The sequence below is a fragment of the Arthrobacter sp. Bi26 genome, from assembly GCF_918697925.1.
In the GTDB taxonomy this organism is placed as follows: Bacteria; Actinomycetota; Actinomycetes; order Actinomycetales; family Micrococcaceae; genus Arthrobacter.
The window spans coordinates 11,896-29,048 of sequence record NZ_CAKKMF010000012.1 but is presented as its reverse complement, the minus strand read 5'-3'; the positions used below and the strand labels follow the sequence as shown (position 1 = coordinate 29,048).

19 protein-coding genes are annotated in these 17,153 nt (G+C 62.4%); 1 reads left to right on the top strand and 18 read right to left on the bottom strand.

Annotation, left to right across the window (positions count from 1 at the left end; all coding sequences use genetic code 11):
* Window position 1 precedes the first annotated feature (1 nt).
* From rplN to rpsJ, 12 genes are all read right to left on the bottom strand, one after another.
* Window positions 2–370 carry a 50S ribosomal protein L14 gene (gene rplN / locus LQV16_RS04870; protein ID WP_003803789.1) on the bottom strand — a complete coding sequence of 123 codons (369 nt, stop codon included), beginning with the start codon at window positions 368–370 and terminating at the stop codon, window positions 2–4.
* 569 nt (window positions 371–939) lie between these two features.
* Window positions 940–1,248 carry a 30S ribosomal protein S17 gene (rpsQ, locus tag LQV16_RS04865; protein WP_051628707.1) on the bottom strand — a complete coding sequence of 103 codons (309 nt, stop codon included), beginning with the start codon at window positions 1,246–1,248 and terminating at the stop codon, window positions 940–942.
* The gene (gene rpmC / locus LQV16_RS23550; protein ID WP_066436863.1) at window positions 1,245–1,574 is read right to left on the bottom strand and encodes a 50S ribosomal protein L29; all 330 of its coding nucleotides are present in this window, start codon (window positions 1,572–1,574) and stop codon (window positions 1,245–1,247) included. The genes rpsQ and rpmC overlap by 4 nt, the downstream gene beginning before the upstream one ends.
* A 2-nt stretch (window positions 1,575–1,576) precedes the next feature.
* A complete protein-coding gene (gene rplP / locus LQV16_RS04855) occupies window positions 1,577–1,993 on the bottom strand; it encodes a 50S ribosomal protein L16 (RefSeq protein ID WP_018773668.1) in 417 nt (138 codons plus the stop codon).
* The gene (gene rpsC / locus LQV16_RS04850; RefSeq protein ID WP_229992788.1) at window positions 1,994–2,827 is read right to left on the bottom strand and encodes a 30S ribosomal protein S3; all 834 of its coding nucleotides are present in this window, start codon (window positions 2,825–2,827) and stop codon (window positions 1,994–1,996) included.
* The gene (gene rplV, locus LQV16_RS04845) at window positions 2,828–3,193 is read right to left on the bottom strand and encodes a 50S ribosomal protein L22 (RefSeq protein WP_003803798.1); all 366 of its coding nucleotides are present in this window, start codon (window positions 3,191–3,193) and stop codon (window positions 2,828–2,830) included.
* A gap of 38 nt (window positions 3,194–3,231) precedes the next feature.
* The gene (gene rpsS / locus LQV16_RS04840) at window positions 3,232–3,513 is read right to left on the bottom strand and encodes a 30S ribosomal protein S19 (RefSeq protein WP_018773666.1); all 282 of its coding nucleotides are present in this window, start codon (window positions 3,511–3,513) and stop codon (window positions 3,232–3,234) included.
* A gap of 12 nt (window positions 3,514–3,525) precedes the next feature.
* Entirely contained in the window at window positions 3,526–4,365 is an 840-nt protein-coding gene (gene rplB, locus LQV16_RS04835) for a 50S ribosomal protein L2 (protein WP_026266473.1), read from the bottom strand.
* Between the two features lie 30 nt (window positions 4,366–4,395).
* Window positions 4,396–4,701, bottom strand: a complete 306-nt coding sequence (rplW, locus tag LQV16_RS04830) for a 50S ribosomal protein L23 (protein WP_018773664.1) — start codon at window positions 4,699–4,701, stop codon at window positions 4,396–4,398.
* Window positions 4,698–5,318, bottom strand: a complete 621-nt coding sequence (gene rplD, locus LQV16_RS04825) for a 50S ribosomal protein L4 (RefSeq protein WP_090575302.1) — start codon at window positions 5,316–5,318, stop codon at window positions 4,698–4,700. The genes rplW and rplD overlap by 4 nt, the downstream gene beginning before the upstream one ends.
* A gap of 4 nt (window positions 5,319–5,322) precedes the next feature.
* Window positions 5,323–5,973, bottom strand: a complete 651-nt coding sequence (rplC, locus tag LQV16_RS04820; RefSeq protein WP_003803812.1) for a 50S ribosomal protein L3 — start codon at window positions 5,971–5,973, stop codon at window positions 5,323–5,325.
* A 17-nt stretch (window positions 5,974–5,990) separates the two neighbouring features.
* Window positions 5,991–6,299: a 30S ribosomal protein S10 gene (gene rpsJ / locus LQV16_RS04815; protein ID WP_003803825.1), complete on the bottom strand. Its 309-nt coding sequence runs from the start codon at window positions 6,297–6,299 to the stop codon at window positions 5,991–5,993.
* A gap of 384 nt (window positions 6,300–6,683) precedes the next feature.
* Here rpsJ and LQV16_RS04810 point away from each other — a divergent pair, with 384 nt between their 5' ends.
* A complete protein-coding gene (locus LQV16_RS04810; RefSeq protein WP_229992787.1) occupies window positions 6,684–8,108 on the top strand; it encodes a GH1 family beta-glucosidase in 1,425 nt (474 codons plus the stop codon).
* Between the two features lie 18 nt (window positions 8,109–8,126).
* Here the strand turns inward: LQV16_RS04810 and LQV16_RS23545 are convergent, their stop codons facing one another.
* The 6 genes from LQV16_RS23545 to LQV16_RS04785 form a co-directional block, all read right to left on the bottom strand.
* Window positions 8,127–8,252 carry a hypothetical protein gene (locus LQV16_RS23545; RefSeq protein ID WP_290369328.1) on the bottom strand — a complete coding sequence of 42 codons (126 nt, stop codon included), beginning with the start codon at window positions 8,250–8,252 and terminating at the stop codon, window positions 8,127–8,129.
* 144 nt (window positions 8,253–8,396) lie between these two features.
* Window positions 8,397–9,587 carry an elongation factor Tu gene (tuf, locus tag LQV16_RS04805; protein WP_090575294.1) on the bottom strand — a complete coding sequence of 397 codons (1,191 nt, stop codon included), beginning with the start codon at window positions 9,585–9,587 and terminating at the stop codon, window positions 8,397–8,399.
* Between the two features lie 251 nt (window positions 9,588–9,838).
* Window positions 9,839–11,953 (bottom strand): elongation factor G, encoded by a 2,115-nt coding sequence (gene fusA / locus LQV16_RS04800; protein ID WP_229992786.1) that lies wholly within the window; start codon window positions 11,951–11,953, stop codon window positions 9,839–9,841.
* 69 nt (window positions 11,954–12,022) lie between these two features.
* Window positions 12,023–12,493, bottom strand: a complete 471-nt coding sequence (gene rpsG, locus LQV16_RS04795) for a 30S ribosomal protein S7 (RefSeq protein WP_011692813.1) — start codon at window positions 12,491–12,493, stop codon at window positions 12,023–12,025.
* A gap of 1 nt (window position 12,494) precedes the next feature.
* A complete protein-coding gene (gene rpsL, locus LQV16_RS04790; protein WP_018773658.1) occupies window positions 12,495–12,869 on the bottom strand; it encodes a 30S ribosomal protein S12 in 375 nt (124 codons plus the stop codon).
* Window positions 12,870–13,252: 383 nt separating this feature from the next.
* Window positions 13,253–17,152 (bottom strand): DNA-directed RNA polymerase subunit beta', encoded by a 3,900-nt coding sequence (locus LQV16_RS04785; protein ID WP_229992785.1) that lies wholly within the window; start codon window positions 17,150–17,152, stop codon window positions 13,253–13,255.
* Between the last annotated feature and the right edge of the window lies 1 nt (window position 17,153).

Below are 17,153 nucleotides of genomic sequence, written 5' to 3'. Positions count from 1 at the left end.
ACTAGAGCACCTCCGGAGCCAGAGAAACGATCTTCATGAACTTCTTGTCACGAAGTTCACGACCAACCGGTCCGAAGATACGGGTACCGCGGGGGTCACCGTCGTTCTTCAGGATGACGGCTGCGTTCTCGTCAAACTTGATGTAGGAACCATCCGCACGGCGGCGTTCCTTCTTGGTACGGACGATGACAGCCTTGACGACGTCGCCCTTCTTTACGTTGCCGCCCGGAATTGCGTCCTTGACGGTAGCGACGATTACGTCGCCAATGCCTGCGTAGCGACGGCCAGATCCACCGAGAACGCGAATGGTAAGGATTTCCTTAGCACCCGTGTTGTCGGCGACCTTGAGTCGCGACTCCTGCTGAATCACTATTTACTCCTTGCGTCGCGCTGGTTCTCAGACCGAAAATCTTCCTACGGAATGAGCCTTGCGGAACGGTTGATCGGGGTGTCTCTTGACCTGCCTGGATTTTGCCAGACCAGGCCTAAACGCCCGTGCCAAAAACATTTGCTTCCCAGGCGGTTCCCGACGGGTCGGGGCGCAAGGGGGCACTATGCCGTGGCACGATTGTTTACGAGGTTGATGACGGCGCGCTAAAGGCGCCATACAAACTCAAAATCTTAGCACGTTTTGGGCGTATACCCATATCACAGCCCTGGCGCCAGCACACGTTAGCCCGCGCCCGCGGTGGCATCACACGGCGGCGCCACGCACCACTTGACCGCATCTCCCGGCGGCGGCGTCACTCAGGACAGGCTGTGGGCCCGCCTGCCGCCGGGCACCTGCGGAACCCGGCCGGCCGGCGTCGAAGGACTCCCCAAAGACTGCTCTGCGTGACGGGCGACGCCGCTGGTACGGCTGCCGGCAACGCGGAAGCCCCCGCTCCCCCAAAGGGGAACGAGGGCTTCTGCTGTATCACCAGGCAACAAGTGCAGGTGTTACTTGGCCTTCTCGAGGATCTCGACCAGACGCCACCGCTTGGTAGCGGAGAGCGGGCGGGTCTCGGCGAGGAGCACGAGGTCGCCGATGCCGGCGCTGTTCTCTTCGTCGTGAGCCTTGATCTTGGCGTTGCGGCGGATGACCTTGCCGTAGAGGGCGTGCTTCACGCGGTCTTCGACCTGGACAACGATGGTCTTTTCCATCTTGTCCGAGACGACGTAGCCGCGCTTCGTCTTACGGTAACCGCGCTCGTCAGCCTTGGCTGCGTCGGAAACAGTTTCCGTCACGTTCTCGTCCTTTTCACTCACTTGGCATCCTCCTCGGTTTCAACCGTTTCAGCCTTCTCGGCCTTCTTGGTTGCAGCCTTCTTGGACTTCTTCTCTTCCTTGGCTTCCACAACCGGTGCGGCAACCTCGGCACGAATGCCCAGCTCGCGCTCACGGAGAACGGTGTAGATGCGGGCGATGTCCTTCTTTACCGCGCGCAGACGACCGTGGTTCTCCAGCTGACCGGTGGCGGACTGGAAACGCAGGTTGAACAGCTCTTCCTTGGCCTTGCGGAGTTCTTCAACGAGTCGCTCGTTGTCGAAACCGTCCAGCTGTGCGGATGCAAGTTCCTTGGATCCTACTGCCATTTCTACTCACCACCTTCGCGACGCACAATGCGTGCCTTCAACGGCAGCTTGTGGATTGCCAGGCGCAGGGCCTCGCGAGCTACCTCTTCACTGACACCGGAGAGTTCGAAGAGAACCCGGCCCGGCTTGACGTTTGAGACCCACCATTCCGGAGAACCCTTACCGGAACCCATGCGGGTTTCGGCCGGCTTCTTCGTCAGCGGACGGTCCGGGTAAATGTTGATCCAGACCTTTCCGCCACGCTTGATGTGGCGGGTCATCGCGATACGGGCAGATTCGATCTGACGGTTCGTGACGTAGGCCGGGCTCAGAGCCTGGATGCCCCACTCACCGAAGGAGACCTGGGTGCCGCCCGTAGCAGCGCCGGAACGACCCGGGTGGTGCTGCTTACGGTGCTTGACTCGACGTGGGATAAGCATTTAAGCCTGTCCTCCTTCTACTGCCGGTGCAGCTGCTTCGACAGCCGGAGCTTCGGCAGCAGCAGGTGCTGCCTCAGCTGCGGGGCGGTCGGTACGACGGCGGCGGTCACCACGGTCGGCGCCACCCGGGCGGCCCGGGCGGTCGCCGGCACGGCCGCGGGACGGAGCAGCAGCTGCCTGCTGAGCCAGTTCCTTGGCAGTGACGTCGCCCTTGTAGATCCAGACCTTCACGCCGATGCGGCCGAAGGTGGTCTTGGCCTCGTAGAAGCCGTAGTCGATGTTCGCACGCAGGGTGTGCAGGGGCACACGGCCTTCGCGGTAGAACTCCGAGCGGGACATTTCTGCGCCGCCCAGTCGACCCGAGCAAGCGATCCGGATGCCCTTGGCACCGGCACGCTGTGCGGACTGCATGGCCTTCTTCATCGCACGGCGGAACGCCACGCGGGAAGTCAGCTGCTCTGCAACGCCCTGGGCAACAAGCTGGGCTTCCATCTCGGGGTTCTTGACCTCGAGGATGTTCAGCTGGACCTGCTTGCCCGTGAGCTTCTCAAGCTCGCCGCGGATGCGGTCTGCTTCAGCGCCGCGGCGGCCGATGACGATGCCCGGACGTGCCGTGTGGATATCCACGCGGACACGGTCGCGGGTGCGCTCGATTTCGACCTTGGCGATACCGGCGCGCTCCATGCCCGTGGACATGAGCTGGCGGATACGGATGTCTTCGCGAACGAAGTCCTTGTACCGCTGGCCGGCCTTGGTGCTGTCAGCAAACCAGTGCGATACGTGATCGGTGGTGATGCCGAGTCGGAACCCGTGCGGGTTAACTTTCTGTCCCACTTAGCGAGCCTCCTCTTTCTCCGGGGTAGCGACTACCACGGTGATGTGGCTCGTGCGCTTCTTGATCTGAAATGCACGACCCTGGGCTCGCGGCTGGAACCGCTTCATGGTCGGGCCTTCATCAACAAACGCTTCGCTGATGATGAGGTCACCTTCGTCAAACGCAACGCCGTCGCGGTCCGCGAGGACCCGGGCGTTGGAGATTGCCGACTGAACTACCTTGAATACCGGCTCCGAAGCTGCCTGGGGGGCAAACTTCAGAATTGCCAGAGCCTCATTCGCTTGCTTACCACGAACAAGGTTGACGACGCGCCGGGCCTTCATAGGCGTTACGCGGATGTGACGCGCAATTGCCTTGGCTTCCATTGCTTTCCTTCTCTCGTCTTTGACGTAAGTGCAGGCGCCTAGCGGCGCTTGCCCTTACGGTCGTCCTTGACATGGCCGCGGAATGTCCGCGTGGGAGCGAATTCGCCGAGCTTGTGCCCGACCATCGACTCAGTGACAAACACGGGGATGTGCTTGCGTCCGTCGTGTACGGCGATCGTGTGGCCGAGCATGTCGGGGACGATCATCGAACGGCGGGACCAGGTCTTGATGACGTTCTTGGTGCCCTTTTCGTTTTCCCTGGCTACCTTTACAAAGAGGTGCTGGTCAACGAAAGGACCTTTTTTCAGGCTGCGTGGCATGTGTCCAGGCTCCTATCGCTTGTTCTTGCCAGTACGACGGCGACGAACAATAAGCTTGTCGCTCTCTTTGTTGGGACGGCGGGTGCGGCCTTCGCGCTTACCGTTCGGGTTGACGGGGTGACGTCCACCGGACGTCTTACCCTCGCCACCACCGTGGGGGTGGTCAACCGGGTTCATGGCGACACCACGGACAGTCGGGCGAACGCCCTTCCAGCGCATACGGCCGGCCTTGCCCCAGTTGATGTTCGACTGCTCGGCGTTGCCGACCTCGCCGACGGTTGCGCGGCAGCGCACGTCAACGTTGCGGATTTCGCCGGAAGGCAGACGCAGCTGGGCGAAACGGCCTTCCTTTGCAACGAGCTGGATCGATGCGCCGGCGGAGCGGCCCATCTTGGCGCCGCCACCCGGACGCAGTTCGACTGCGTGGATTACGGTACCGACCGGGATGTTGCGCAGCGGAAGGTTGTTGCCGGGCTTGATGTCAGCGTCGGCGCCGGCCTCTACGAAGTCGCCCTGGGACAGCTTGTTCGGGGCGATGATGTAACGCTTGGTGCCATCAACGTAGTGCAGGAGCGCGATCCGAGCCGTACGGTTCGGGTCATACTCGATTTCGGCAACGCGGGCGTTGACGCCGTCCTTGTCGTGGCGACGGAAGTCGATCAGACGGTACTGGCGCTTGTGTCCACCACCCTTGTGACGGGTCGTGATCTTACCGGAGTTGTTACGGCCACCCTTTTTCGGGAGGGGACGTACCAACGACTTTTCCGGCGTCGACCGCGTGATTTCAGTGAAGTCCGCTACGCTCGAGCCGCGACGGCCCGGGGTAGTCGGCTTGTATTTACGGATTCCCATAATTTATTTCCTCGTTAAAGTGGTCTCCGCTTATGAAAGCGGACCGCCGAAGATGTCGATAGTGCCTTCTTTGAGGCTCACAATGGCACGCTTGGTGTTCTTGCGGGTACCCCAGCCGAATTTGGTGCGCTTGCGCTTACCGGCACGGTTGATGGTGTTGATCGATTCGACCTTGACGGAGAAAATCTTCTCCACGGCCAGCTTGATCTCGGTCTTGTTCGAGCGGGGGTCCACCAGGAAGGTGTACTTGCCCTCATCGATCAGGCCGTAGCTCTTTTCCGAGACGACGGGTGCAAGCACGACGTCGCGCGGGTCTTTGATGGTGGCTGCACTCACTTGGCATCCTCCTCGTTCTTTGCAACCTTGTCAGCAACGAATGCTTCGTAGGCAGCCTTGGTGAAGACTACGTCGTCGGAAACGAGAACGTCGTAGGTGTTCAGCTGGTCTGCGTACAGAACGTGAACTTCCTCGAGGTTGCGCACGGACAGTGCAGCAACATCGTTGGCGCGCTCAATGACAACGAGCAGGTTCTTGCGCTCGGAGACTCCGCGCAGGGTCGCCAGTGCTTCCTTGGAGGACGGCTTGGAGCCGGCAACCAGGTCAGCAATGACGTGGACGCGGCCGTTGCGGGCGCGGTCCGAGAGTGCGCCGCGCAGTGCAGCAGCAATCATCTTCTTGGGGGTGCGCTGGCTGTAGTCACGCGGCGTGGGGCCGTGGACAACGCCACCACCGGTCATGTGAGGAGCACGGATGGAACCCTGACGGGCGCGGCCGGTGCCCTTCTGCTTGAACGGCTTGCGACCTGCACCGGAAACCTCGGCGCGGGTCTTGGTCTTGTGGGTACCCTGGCGAGCAGCAGCGAGCTGGGCAACGACAACCTGGTGCAGCAGCGGCACGTTGGTCTGTACGTCGAAGATCTCTGCAGGCAGGTCAACCTTGACAGTGCTAGTCATTGAACTAGGCTCCCTTCACGGCGGTGCGTACGAGTACGACCTGGCCGCGGGCGCCGGGGACGGCGCCCTTGATCAGGAGCAGCGACTTCTCGACGTCAACCGCGTGGACCGTGAGGTTCAGCGTGGTGTGACGAACGGCGCCCATGCGGCCGGCCATTTTCATGCCCTTGAAGACGCGGCTCGGGGTGGATGCGCCACCGATTGAACCGGGCTTACGGTGGTTCTTGTGGGCACCGTGGGAAGCTCCAACGCCGTGGAAGCCGTGACGCTTCATAACACCGGCGAAGCCTTTACCCTTGGTGGTGCCAACGACGTCGATCTTCTGGCCGGCTTCGAAGAGCTCTACGGAGAGCTCCTGGCCCAGCTCGTAAGAGTCAGCATCTGCAGTGCGCAGTTCTACGACGTGGCGGCGAGGCGTGACGCCTGCCTTTTCAAAGTGACCAGCCAGCGGCTTGGTGACCTTGCGGGGATCGATCTGGCCGTAGCCGATCTGAACGGCGACATAGCCATCAGTTTCTGCGTTGCGCAGCTGCGTGATGACGTTCGAGTCAGCCTGGACCACAGTGACGGGGATGAGCTTGTTGTTCTCGTCCCAGACCTGGGTCATGCCGAGCTTCGTGCCCAGCAGGCCCTTTACGTTACGGGTTGCGGTCATAGTCTCTCAGCACCTCCCTACAGCTTGATTTCGATGTTCACGTCGGCCGGCAGGTCGAGACGCATGAGCGAATCAACAGCCTTGGGCGTGGGATCGATGATGTCGATAAGACGCTTGTGCGTGCGCATTTCGAAGTGCTCGCGGCTGTCCTTGTACTTGTGCGGAGAGCGGATAACGCAGTAAACGTTCTTCTCCGTCGGCAGCGGCACGGGGCCAACTACAGTTGCGCCTGCGCGCGTGACCGTCTCAACGATCTTCCGTGCTGAAACGTCAATGACCTCGTGGTCGTATGACTTCAGCCGGATGCGGATTTTTTGTCCCGCCATGTCGCCTGACTCTCTTTCAGTAAATGCTGCTCTGTTTACTTGCCTGTTGTATGTGGCTGCCGAAGCATTTGAAGTCGTGACTACCACCCGCCGCACAAGCTGAATCCGGAAGGATCCGGGTTCCTCAACCTGCCGACGTAACCGACCCCCGCGGTCGGGCGTGTCGTACGTTTTCACACGTACGCGTCCGCAATTCCATGGGGAGTGGGTTATGTTTGGTCTCTCACTTGGACCCTGGCACCCGGCATTATCCGGATCGGGACGCGAAAGAGCGCTTGAACAACTCATCTAGTATGCCGGAATTTGCGGGCAGAAGCGAATCAGCCCACCGAAGGGGCCGGTGGGCCCATTGTCCTGAATCGCCGTCGAATGGATGATTAGGGCATGACTGTGCAGGACTCTGTAACAGTTCAGGCCCTCGCCGCACGCCTGAGCCCCGGATTCACCCTCGGCGTGGCCTCCGCGGCGTTCCAGATCGAGGGGAACCTCGCGGCCGGCGGCCGTGGGCCCTCCGGCTGGGACGCGTTCGCCGAAAAGCCGGGCAACATCCTGCACGGACACTCCCCCGCAGTGGCCTGCGACCACTACAACCGCGCGGAGGAAGACATCGCGCTCATGCGCGAGCTCGGGATCGATTCCTACCGGTTCTCGATCTCGTGGCCGCGGGTCCAGCCTGAGGGCACCGGCCGCTTCAACGCGGCGGGGCTGGACTTCTACGACCGCCTGATCGACCGGCTGCTCGCCGCCGGCATCTCGCCCATGGCCACTCTCTACCACTGGGATACGCCGCTCCCCCTGGAGCAGCGCGGCGGCTGGATGAACCGTTCGACGGCGGAACGGTTTGCCGAGTACAGCGCGGCCGCCGGCAAGAGGTTCGGCGATCGCGTGGCGCAGTGGGTGACGCTGAACGAGCCCGCCTCGGTCACCCTCAACGGCTACGCCCTGGGCGTCCACGCGCCCGGCCATGGCCTGCTCTTCGAGGCCCTGCCGTCGGTGCGCCACCAGCTCCTGGGTCACGGCCTGGCGGTGCAGGCGCTGCGGGCGGCGGGCGTGTCCGGCGCCGTTGGCGTCTCGAACCTGCATTCCCCCGTCCGCCCGGCGTCCGGCTCGCTAACCGACAGGCTGCTGGCCGGGGTTTTCGACCTCGTGCTGAACCGGCTCTACGCGGACCCGATCCTCCTGGGCCGCTTTCCCCGGCCGCCTCTGATCGCCCGGCCATGGTTTCGTTCGCTGGGCAGGATTACCGACGCGGACCTGGCCACGATCCACCAACCGCTGGATTTCTACGGCCTGAACTATTACTACCCCGTGAAGGTGGCCACGGGGGGCGGCATCGACAGCCCTGCCGCAACCGCGGCGGCGATGCTGAAAGTCCCGTTCCACATGGCCGCGTTCCCGGAGTACGAACTCACGGGATTCGGCTGGCCGGTTGCCCCGGACCATCTGGGGATCCTGCTCCGGGAACTGAAGGACAGGTACGGCGAGTCACTGCCCCCGCTCTACATCACCGAGAGCGGGGCGAGCTTCCCCGAACCGGACCACGTCAGCGGTCCTATTCCCGACGCCGGGCGGATCAGCTACCTCGCCGCCCACCTCAGCCAGGCGGTGGAGGCCACCGCCCCCGGGGGCGTGGCCCACGACGTCGATCTGCTCGGCTACTACGTCTGGACGCTCATGGACAACTTTGAATGGGCGGCCGGTTATTCCCAGCGCTTCGGCCTGGTACATGTGGATTTCACGACCCTCCAGCGCACGCCGAAAGACTCGTACTACTGGTACCAGGCCCTCGCGCGTGCCCGGCGGCCCTGAGTCCCGCCCGGCCCGGGCCTACTGGTTCCGGTTTGCCCGATTGATGCGCTTGGCGCGCTCGATCTCCTGGCGGAAGTGCCTCTTCGCCCAAAAGAATGCGACGACAACCGCCACGACGATCAGTAGAAAAATGAACCAGCCCATAGTGAGCTCCTTTCCCTTCCTGCAAAGGTATCAGGAACTTAAAAAGAACAGCCCCGCTGCAAGTGCAGCGGGGCTGTTCCCGGTCCTCTGAACAGCTGCCAGACGGCCGGCCGATCAGTGGTCAAGCATCAGATCAGCAAGTAATTACTTGACGATCTTGGTGACGCGTCCTGAACCAACGGTGCGGCCGCCTTCGCGGATAGCGAAGCCGAGGCCCTCTTCCATTGCGATCGGCTGGATGAGCGCAACGGTCATCTCAGTGTTGTCGCCGGGCATAACCATTTCCGTGCCTTCCGGCAGGGTGATAACGCCGGTTACGTCCGTGGTGCGGAAGTAGAACTGCGGGCGGTAGTTGGAGTAGAACGGGTTGTGACGTCCGCCTTCGTCCTTGGAGAGGATGTAGACGTTAGCCTCGAAGTCGGTGTGCGGGGTGATGGAACCCGGCTTGACGACAACCTGGCCACGCTCGACATCGTCGCGCTTCAGACCGCGGAGCAGGAGGCCACAGTTCTCGCCGGCCCATGCTTCGTCGAGCTGCTTGTGGAACATCTCGATACCGGTAACCGTGGTCTTCTGGACCGGACGGATGCCGACGATCTCGACCTCGGAGTTGATGGCGAGGGTTCCACGCTCGGCGCGGCCCGTAACAACGGTGCCACGGCCGGTGATCGTGAAGACGTCTTCGATCGGCATCAGGAAGGGCTTGTCACGGTCACGTACGGGGTCCGGAACCGAGTTGTCGACAGCTTCCATGAGGTCCTCGATGGACTTGACCCACTCCGGGTCGCCTTCCAGAGCCTTCAGGCCCGAAACGCGGATGACCGGTGCTTCGTCGCCATCGAAGCCCTGCGAGCTGAGCAGCTCGCGAACTTCCATTTCGACGAGGTCGAGGAGTTCCTCGTCATCGACCATGTCAGCCTTGTTCAGCGCGACCAGCAGGTAGGGAACGCCAACCTGGCGGGCGAGCAGAACGTGCTCGCGGGTCTGAGCCATCGGGCCGTCAGTGGCGGCAACCACGAGGATTGCACCGTCCATCTGAGCAGCGCCGGTGATCATGTTCTTGATGTAGTCAGCGTGACCCGGAGCGTCTACGTGTGCGTAGTGGCGCTTCTCGGTCTGGTACTCAACGTGGGAGATGTTGATGGTAATGCCGCGCTGACGCTCTTCGGGAGCAGAGTCAATCGACGCGAAGTCACGCTTCTCGTTGAGAGTCGGGTACTTGTCGTACAGCACCTTGGAAATGGCGGCCGTCAGCGTCGTCTTACCGTGGTCAACGTGACCAATGGTACCGATGTTAACGTGCGGCTTAGTCCGCTCGAACTTTGCCTTTGCCACAGGTTCCTCCTAGAACGTTTTCAAATGACTTACCCTTCGGCCGCGCTTGTCGCGGCAGAAACTCCAGTAAGTCTACTTGGGGGGCTTTGGATTGGTGAAATTGCAGATTCAGGTACTAATGCTAGTGCCTAGAGCCTGTTCGTGCAGGCGGCCGGACTTCGGTCTGGACCGGAGCCCGGCCACTTGCACCAGATGAATCTCCGTTGGCGGAGACGCATCCGAGTTCTTGCTGCTGCGATGCGTCCTAGGGACTACTCGCCGCGGTTCTTCTGGATGATCTCGTCGGCAACTGCCTTCGGGACCTCGGCGTAGCTGTTGAACGTCATGGAGTACACAGCGCGGCCCTGGGTCTTCGAGCGCAGGTCGCCGATGTAGCCGAACATGCCGGACAGCGGGACGTGTGCGCGAATAACCTTGACGCCCTGGGCATCTTCCATGGACTGCATCTGGCCACGGCGGGAGTTGAGGTCACCGATAACTTCACCCATGTATTCCTCAGGGGTGCGGACCTCGACATCCATCAGCGGTTCGAGCAGGACAGGGTTCGCCTTGCGTGCGGCTTCCTTGAAAGCCATACGGCCGGCGATCTTGAACGCCATTTCCGAGGAGTCAACATCGTGGTAGGCGCCGTCAATCAGCGTTGCCTTGATGCCGACAACCGGGTAGCCGGCCAGGACGCCGTCGTTCAGCGCATCCTGGATGCCGGCGTCAACCGACGGGATGTACTCGCGCGGAACGCGGCCACCGGTGACCTTGTTCTCGAACTCGTACAGCTCGCCTTCCGCAGTGTCCAGCGGCTCGATCGCGATCTGGATCTTTGCGAACTGGCCGGAACCACCGGTCTGCTTCTTGTGCGTGTAGTCGTGACGCTCTACAGCACGCTTGATGGTTTCGCGGTAAGCAACCTGCGGTTTGCCAACGTTCGCCTCAACCTTGAATTCGCGGCGCATGCGGTCCACCAGGATGTCCAGGTGGAGCTCGCCCATGCCGGCGATGATGGTCTGGCCGGTGTCTTCGTTGAGGGAGACCTGGAAGGTCGGGTCCTCAGCGGAGAGCTTCTGGATGGCCGTGGAGAGCTTCTCCTGGTCACCCTTCGTGTTCGGCTCGATCGCAACCGAGATCACGGGCTCCGGGAAGCTCATGGACTCGAGGACAATCTGGTTGGCCGGATCGCACAGGGTGTCACCGGTAGTGGTGTCCTTCAGGCCGATCGCTGCGTAGATGTGGCCGGCGGTAGCGCCCTCGACGGGCATTTCCTTGTTGGCGTGCATCTGGAACAGCTTGCCGATGCGCTCCTTCTTGCCCTTGGTGGAGTTGACCACCTGCGAGCCTGCTTCCACGTGACCGGAGTACACGCGGATGAAGGTGAGCTGGCCGAAGAAGGGGTGCGCGGCGATCTTGAAGGCCAGTGCGGAGAAGGGCTCTTCAGAGGAGGGCTTACGGGTAAGTTCCTTCTCTTCGTCGCGGGGATCGTGACCGATCATCGGCGGGACGTCGAGCGGGTTCGGCAGGTAGTCCACGACTGCGTCGAGCATCGGCTGGACGCCGCGGTTCTTGAATGCGGAACCACAGAAGACCGGGTACAGCTCAGAGTTGATCGTCATCTTGCGGATGCCGGCCTTGAGCTCACCGATGCTGATCTCTTCGCCTTCGAGGTACTTCTCCATGAGTTCTTCGGAGGCCTCGGCAACAGTCTCAACGAGAGTTGCGCGGTACTCTTCGGCCTTCGCCTGGAGGTCAGCCGGGATCTCGCGGATCTCGTACTTCGCACCCATGGTGACGTCACCCTTGGCGTCGCCGGGCCAGACCAGCGCGCGCATGTAGAGAAGGTCGACTACGCCGATGAAGTCGTTCTCGGCGCCGATCGGCAGCTGCATGACCAGCGGCTTGGCACCGAGGCGGCCGATGATGGTGTCGACGGTGAAGTAGAAGTCAGCGCCGAGCTTGTCCATCTTGTTGACGAAGCAGATGCGCGGAACGTTGTACTTGTCGGCCTGGCGCCAAACAGTCTCGGACTGCGGCTCCACGCCTTCCTTGCCGTCGAACACTGCGACTGCGCCGTCGAGGACGCGCAGGGAGCGCTCAACCTCGACCGTGAAGTCAACGTGGCCGGGGGTGTCGATGATGTTGATCTGGTTGTTTTCCCAGAAGCAGGTCACGGCGGCAGACGTGATGGTGATGCCGCGTTCCTTTTCCTGTTCCATCCAGTCAGTCGTCGAAGCGCCGTCGTGCGTTTCGCCGATCTTGTGGTTCACACCCGTGTAGAAGAGGATGCGCTCGGTAGTAGTGGTCTTGCCGGCATCGATGTGGGCCATGATGCCGATATTGCGGACCTTGCTAAGGTCGGTAAGCACGTCCTGTGCCACGGTGTCTCCCTTTCGGATGGACTGCACGTTCGCCGCCGGCTCAGTCGAGCCGGCGGCGTCCGGGAAGTATTACCAGCGGTAGTGTGCGAAGGCCTTGTTGGACTCGGCCATCTTGTGGGTGTCTTCGCGACGCTTCACAGCGGCACCGAGACCGTTCGAGGCATCCAGGATTTCGTTCTGGAGGCGCTCGGTCATGGTCTTTTCGCGGCGGGCCTTGGAGTAGCCAACCAGCCAGCGGAGGGCGAGGGCCGTGGAACGGCCCGGCTTGACCTCAACGGGAACCTGGTAGGTGGCGCCACCAACGCGGCGGGAGCGGACCTCAAGCGAAGGCTTGACGTTCTCCATGGCCTTCTTGAGGGCTGCAACGGGGTCGCCGCCGGACTTGGCGCGAGCACCCTCGAGTGCACCGTAAACGATGCGCTCTGCGGTGGACTTCTTGCCGTCAACCAGCACCTTGTTGATGAGCTGGGTGACCAGCGGGGAGCCGTAAACGGGATCTAGAACTAGCGGCCGCTTGGGGGCCGGACCCTTGCGAGGCATATTACTTCTTCTCCATCTTTGCGCCGTAGCGGCTGCGAGCCTGCTTACGGTTCTTGACACCCTGGGTATCGAGGGCGCCACGGACGATCTTGTAGCGGACACCCGGAAGGTCCTTCACGCGGCCGCCGCGGACGAGCACAATGGAGTGCTCCTGCAGGTTGTGGCCTACACCGGGGATGTATGCGGTGACTTCAATGCCGCCGTTGAGGCGCACGCGAGCAACCTTACGCAGAGCCGAGTTCGGCTTCTTCGGGGTCGTCGTGTAAACGCGGGTGCAAACACCGCGGCGCATCGGGCTGCCGTTAAGCGCGGGAGCCTTGGTCTTTTTGACCTTAGGCGTGCGGCCCTTGCGGACCAGCTGGTTAATCGTAGGCACTCTCGTGTTCTCCGTTTTATCCGGAGCGGCCGTTGGCGGCCGCTCTCTTGTCGCTGCGCCTCGCCGCCCGAGCTTTGAAGTTCTCTCCAGAGCAGCTGAGGCGAAGCCTTAATAGTCGGACCGCACGCCGGGGTCCAAGGACTTTCGACCTGAATTGCCCCTAGGCATGCGAAAATGTGGCATACGTTGCACAAGAACCCTGCAAACCGGAAACGTCGTCCTGGTTGAACCTTTCAGCTGCAACCGGCGCACTCATCCACTGCCACAATAACAATTAGTCTCAAGTCTAACACGGACGGCTCCCAGCCCTTAATCGGCGGGGTTTACCACTGGAAAGGCCCCGCCCCCACCGAGGTGGGAACGGGGCCTGTCAGTCACTCAGTTCAGCGGAAGTCGCTGCCGAGATCGTAGTCATCCAGCGGGATGGCGTGGAACTCGGGAGCTCCGTCGCCGCCCAGCGTGTCGTAGGAGAAGTCACTGAATGCGCTGGGGCCGGTGAACAGGTTGGCCTTTGCTTCTTCAGTGGGTTCCACGGTGACCTCGGTGTAGCGCGGGAGACCCGTGCCGGCCGGGATGAGCTTACCGATGATGACGTTTTCCTTGAGGCCGAGCAGCGGATCGCTCTTGCCTTCCATGGCCGCCTGCGTCAGGACGCGGGTGGTTTCCTGGAAGGAAGCTGCGGACAGCCAGGACTCGGTCGCCAGGGACGCCTTGGTGATGCCCATGAGCTCGGGACGGCCGGAGGCCGGCGTCTTGCCCTCGGACACAACGCGGCGGTTGGCCTCTTCGAAGCGGCTGCGTTCGGCGAGCTCGCCGGGCAGCAGATCCGATTCGCCGGACTCGATGACCGTGACGCGGCGCAGCATCTGGCGGACGATAACCTCGACGTGCTTGTCGTGGATACCGATGCCCTGGCTGCGGTACACGCCCTGGACTTCGTCCACCAGGAACTTCTGCGCGGCACGGGGGCCCATGATGCGCAGCACCTGCTTGGGGTCGACCGGGCCGTTGATGAGCTTCTGGCCGACGCTGACGTGATCGCCGTCTTCGATGAGGAGACGTGAACGGCGCAGCACCGGGTAAGCGATCTCTTCGGATCCGTCATCCGGGGTGATGACCAGGCGCATCTGGCGCTCGGACTCTTCGATGGTGATGCGGCCGGCTGCTTCAGCAATCGGTGCGACACCCTTCGGAGTACGGGCTTCGAAGAGCTCCTGGATACGGGGCAGACCCTGGGTGATGTCGTCGCCGCCGCTGGCGGAAACAGCACCACCGGTGTGGAACGTACGCATGGTCAGCTGGGTGCCCGGCTCACCGATGGACTGCGCGGCAATGATGCCCACGGCCTCACCGATGTCGACGGTCTTGCCAGTGGCCAGCGAACGGCCGTAGCACAGGGCGCAGGTGCCGACGCTGGACTCACAGGTGAGTACGGAGCGGACCTTGACCTCGGTGATGCCGGCTGCGAACAGTTCGGCAATGACGACGTCGCCGCAGTCGGTGCCGGCCGCTGCCAGGACCTTGCCCTTGGAGTCGACGACGTCCACGGCCAGGGTGCGGGCGTAGGCGCTGTTCTCGACGTTCTCGTCCAGGACGAGGACGCCGTTGGCGTCGGCCACCGCGATGGCGGTCATCAGGCCGCGTTCGGTGCCGCAGTCCTCTTCGCGGACAATGACGTCCTGCGAAACGTCCACCAGACGACGGGTCAGGTAACCCGAGTTGGCGGTACGCAGGGCGGTGTCAGCCAGACCCTTACGGGCACCGTGCGTGGCGATGAAGTATTCCAGCACCGAGAGGCCCTCACGGTAGGAGGACTTGATCGGACGCGGGATGATTTCACCCTTAGGGTTGGCCACCAGGCCACGGATACCCGCGATCTGACGGACCTGCATCCAGTTACCACGTGCGCCCGAGGACACCATGCGGTTGATGGTGTTCATCGGGGAGAGGCTGTCACGCATCGCCTGGGCGATCTCGTTGGTTGCCTTGTTCCAGATCTCGATCAGTTCCTGGCGACGCTCGTCGTCGTCGATCAGGCCCTTGTCGTACTGGCCCTGGATCTTGGCGGCCATGGTCTCGTAACCGGCGAGGATCCGCGGCTTGTCCGTGGGCACCTCGATGTCGGAGATGGCAACGGTGACGCCGGACCGGGTGGCCCAGTAGAAACCGGCATCCTTCAGGTTGTCCAGCGTTGCCGCCGTGATCACCTTCGGGTAGCGCTCGGCGAGGTCGTTGACGATCCGGGACAGCTCGCCCTTGTCGGCAACATCCTCAACCCACGGGTAGTCCGCGGGCAGCGTCTGGTTGAAGATGACCTGGCCGAGGGAGGTCTCGACCAGTGCGGTCTGACCGGGCTCCCAGCCCTCCGGGGCTTCCCAGCCTGCGTAGGGCACGAAGCCCTCGAGGCGGATCTTGACCTTGGAGTTCAGGTGCAGCTCGTGGAGGTCGTAGGCCATGATGGCTTCCGCGACCGAGGAGAAGATCCGGCCTTCGCCAGCTGAACCGACACGCTTGGTGGTCAGGTGGTAAAGACCGATGATCATATCCTGCGACGGCAGGGTCACCGGGCGGCCGTCGGACGGCTTCAGGATGTTGTTCGAGGACAGCATCAGGATGCGGGCCTCGGCCTGGGCTTCGGGGCTCAGCGGCAGGTGAACTGCCATCTGGTCGCCGTCGAAGTCGGCGTTGAACGCGCCACAAACCAGCGGGTGCAGCTGGATTGCCTTGCCTTCAACGAGCTGCGGCTCGAACGCCTGGATGCCGAGACGGTGCAGGGTAGGTGCACGGTTCAGCAGCACCGGGTGCTCGGTGATGATCTCTTCGAGGACGTCCCAGACCTGCGGACGGTAACGCTCCACCATGCGCTTGGCCGACTTGATGTTCTGGGCGTGGTTGAGGTCAACCAGGCGCTTCATCACGAACGGCTTGAAGAGCTCCAGGGCCATCTGCTTCGGCAGACCACACTGGTGCAGCTTCAGCTGCGGGCCGACGACGATGACCGAACGGCCGGAGTAGTCGACGCGCTTGCCAAGGAGGTTCTGGCGGAAACGGCCCTGCTTGCCCTTGAGCATGTCGCTCAGGGACTTCAGCGGACGGTTGCCCGGTCCGGTGACCGGACGGCCGCGGCGGCCGTTGTCGAAGAGGCTGTCAACAGCTTCCTGAAGCATGCGCTTCTCGTTGTTGACGATGATCTCCGGAGCACCGAGATCAAGCAGGCGCTTGAGGCGGTTGTTGCGGTTGATCACGCGGCGGTAGAGGTCGTTGAGGTCGGAGGTCGCGAAGCGGCCACCGTCCAGCTGGACCATCGGGCGCAGTTCCGGCGGGATCACCGGGACGGCGTCCAGCACCATGCCGAGCGGGCTGTTGTTGGTCGTCAGGAACGCGTTGACCACCTTGAGCCGCTTCAGGGCGCGGGTCTTGCGCTGGCCCTTGCCGTTGGCGATGATGTCGCGCAGCATGTCCGACTCGGCCTGCATGTCGAAGTTCTCAAGACGCTTCTTGATGGCCTCGGCACCCATGGAGCCTTCGAAGTACATGCCGTAACGGTCGCGCAGTTCGCGGTACAGGCCTTCGTCACCTTCGAGGTCAGCGACCTTGAGGTTCTTGAAGCGGTCCCAAACCTGCTCGAGGCGCTCGATTTCGGCGTCGGCGCGTTTGCGGACGTTCGCCATCTGGCGGTCAGCGGAGTCGCGGGCCTTCTTCTTGTCGGCAGCCTTGGCGCCTTCGCCTTCGAGACGGGCGAGCTCGTTCTCAAGGTCGCGGGCGATCGTGGCGATGTCGGAGTCGCGGTTGTCGATCAGCTGCTTCTTCTCGATGTCGTGCTCAACCTGGAGGTTGGGCAGTTCTTCGTGGCGGCTGTCGGCGTCGACGCTCGTGATCATGTAGGCGGCGAAGTAGATGACCTTTTCGAGGTCCTTCGGTGCCAGGTCAAGGAGGTAGCCCAGGCGGGAGGGAACACCCTTGAAGTACCAGATGTGCGTAACGGGGGCGGCGAGCTCGATGTGGCCCATGCGCTCACGGCGGACCTTGGCGCGGGTGACCTCAACGCCACACCGCTCGCAGATGATGCCCTTGAAGCGCACGCGCTTGTACTTACCGCAGTAGCATTCCCAGTCGCGGGACGGGCCGAAGATCTTCTCGCAGAAGAGGCCGTCCTTCTCGGGCTTGAGCGTGCGGTAGTTGATGGTTTCCGGCTTCTTAACCTCGCCGTACGACCAGCCACGGATGTCTTCCGCGGTGGCGAGGCCGATCTGCATGAGGCCGAAGGAGGATTCGCTGGACATA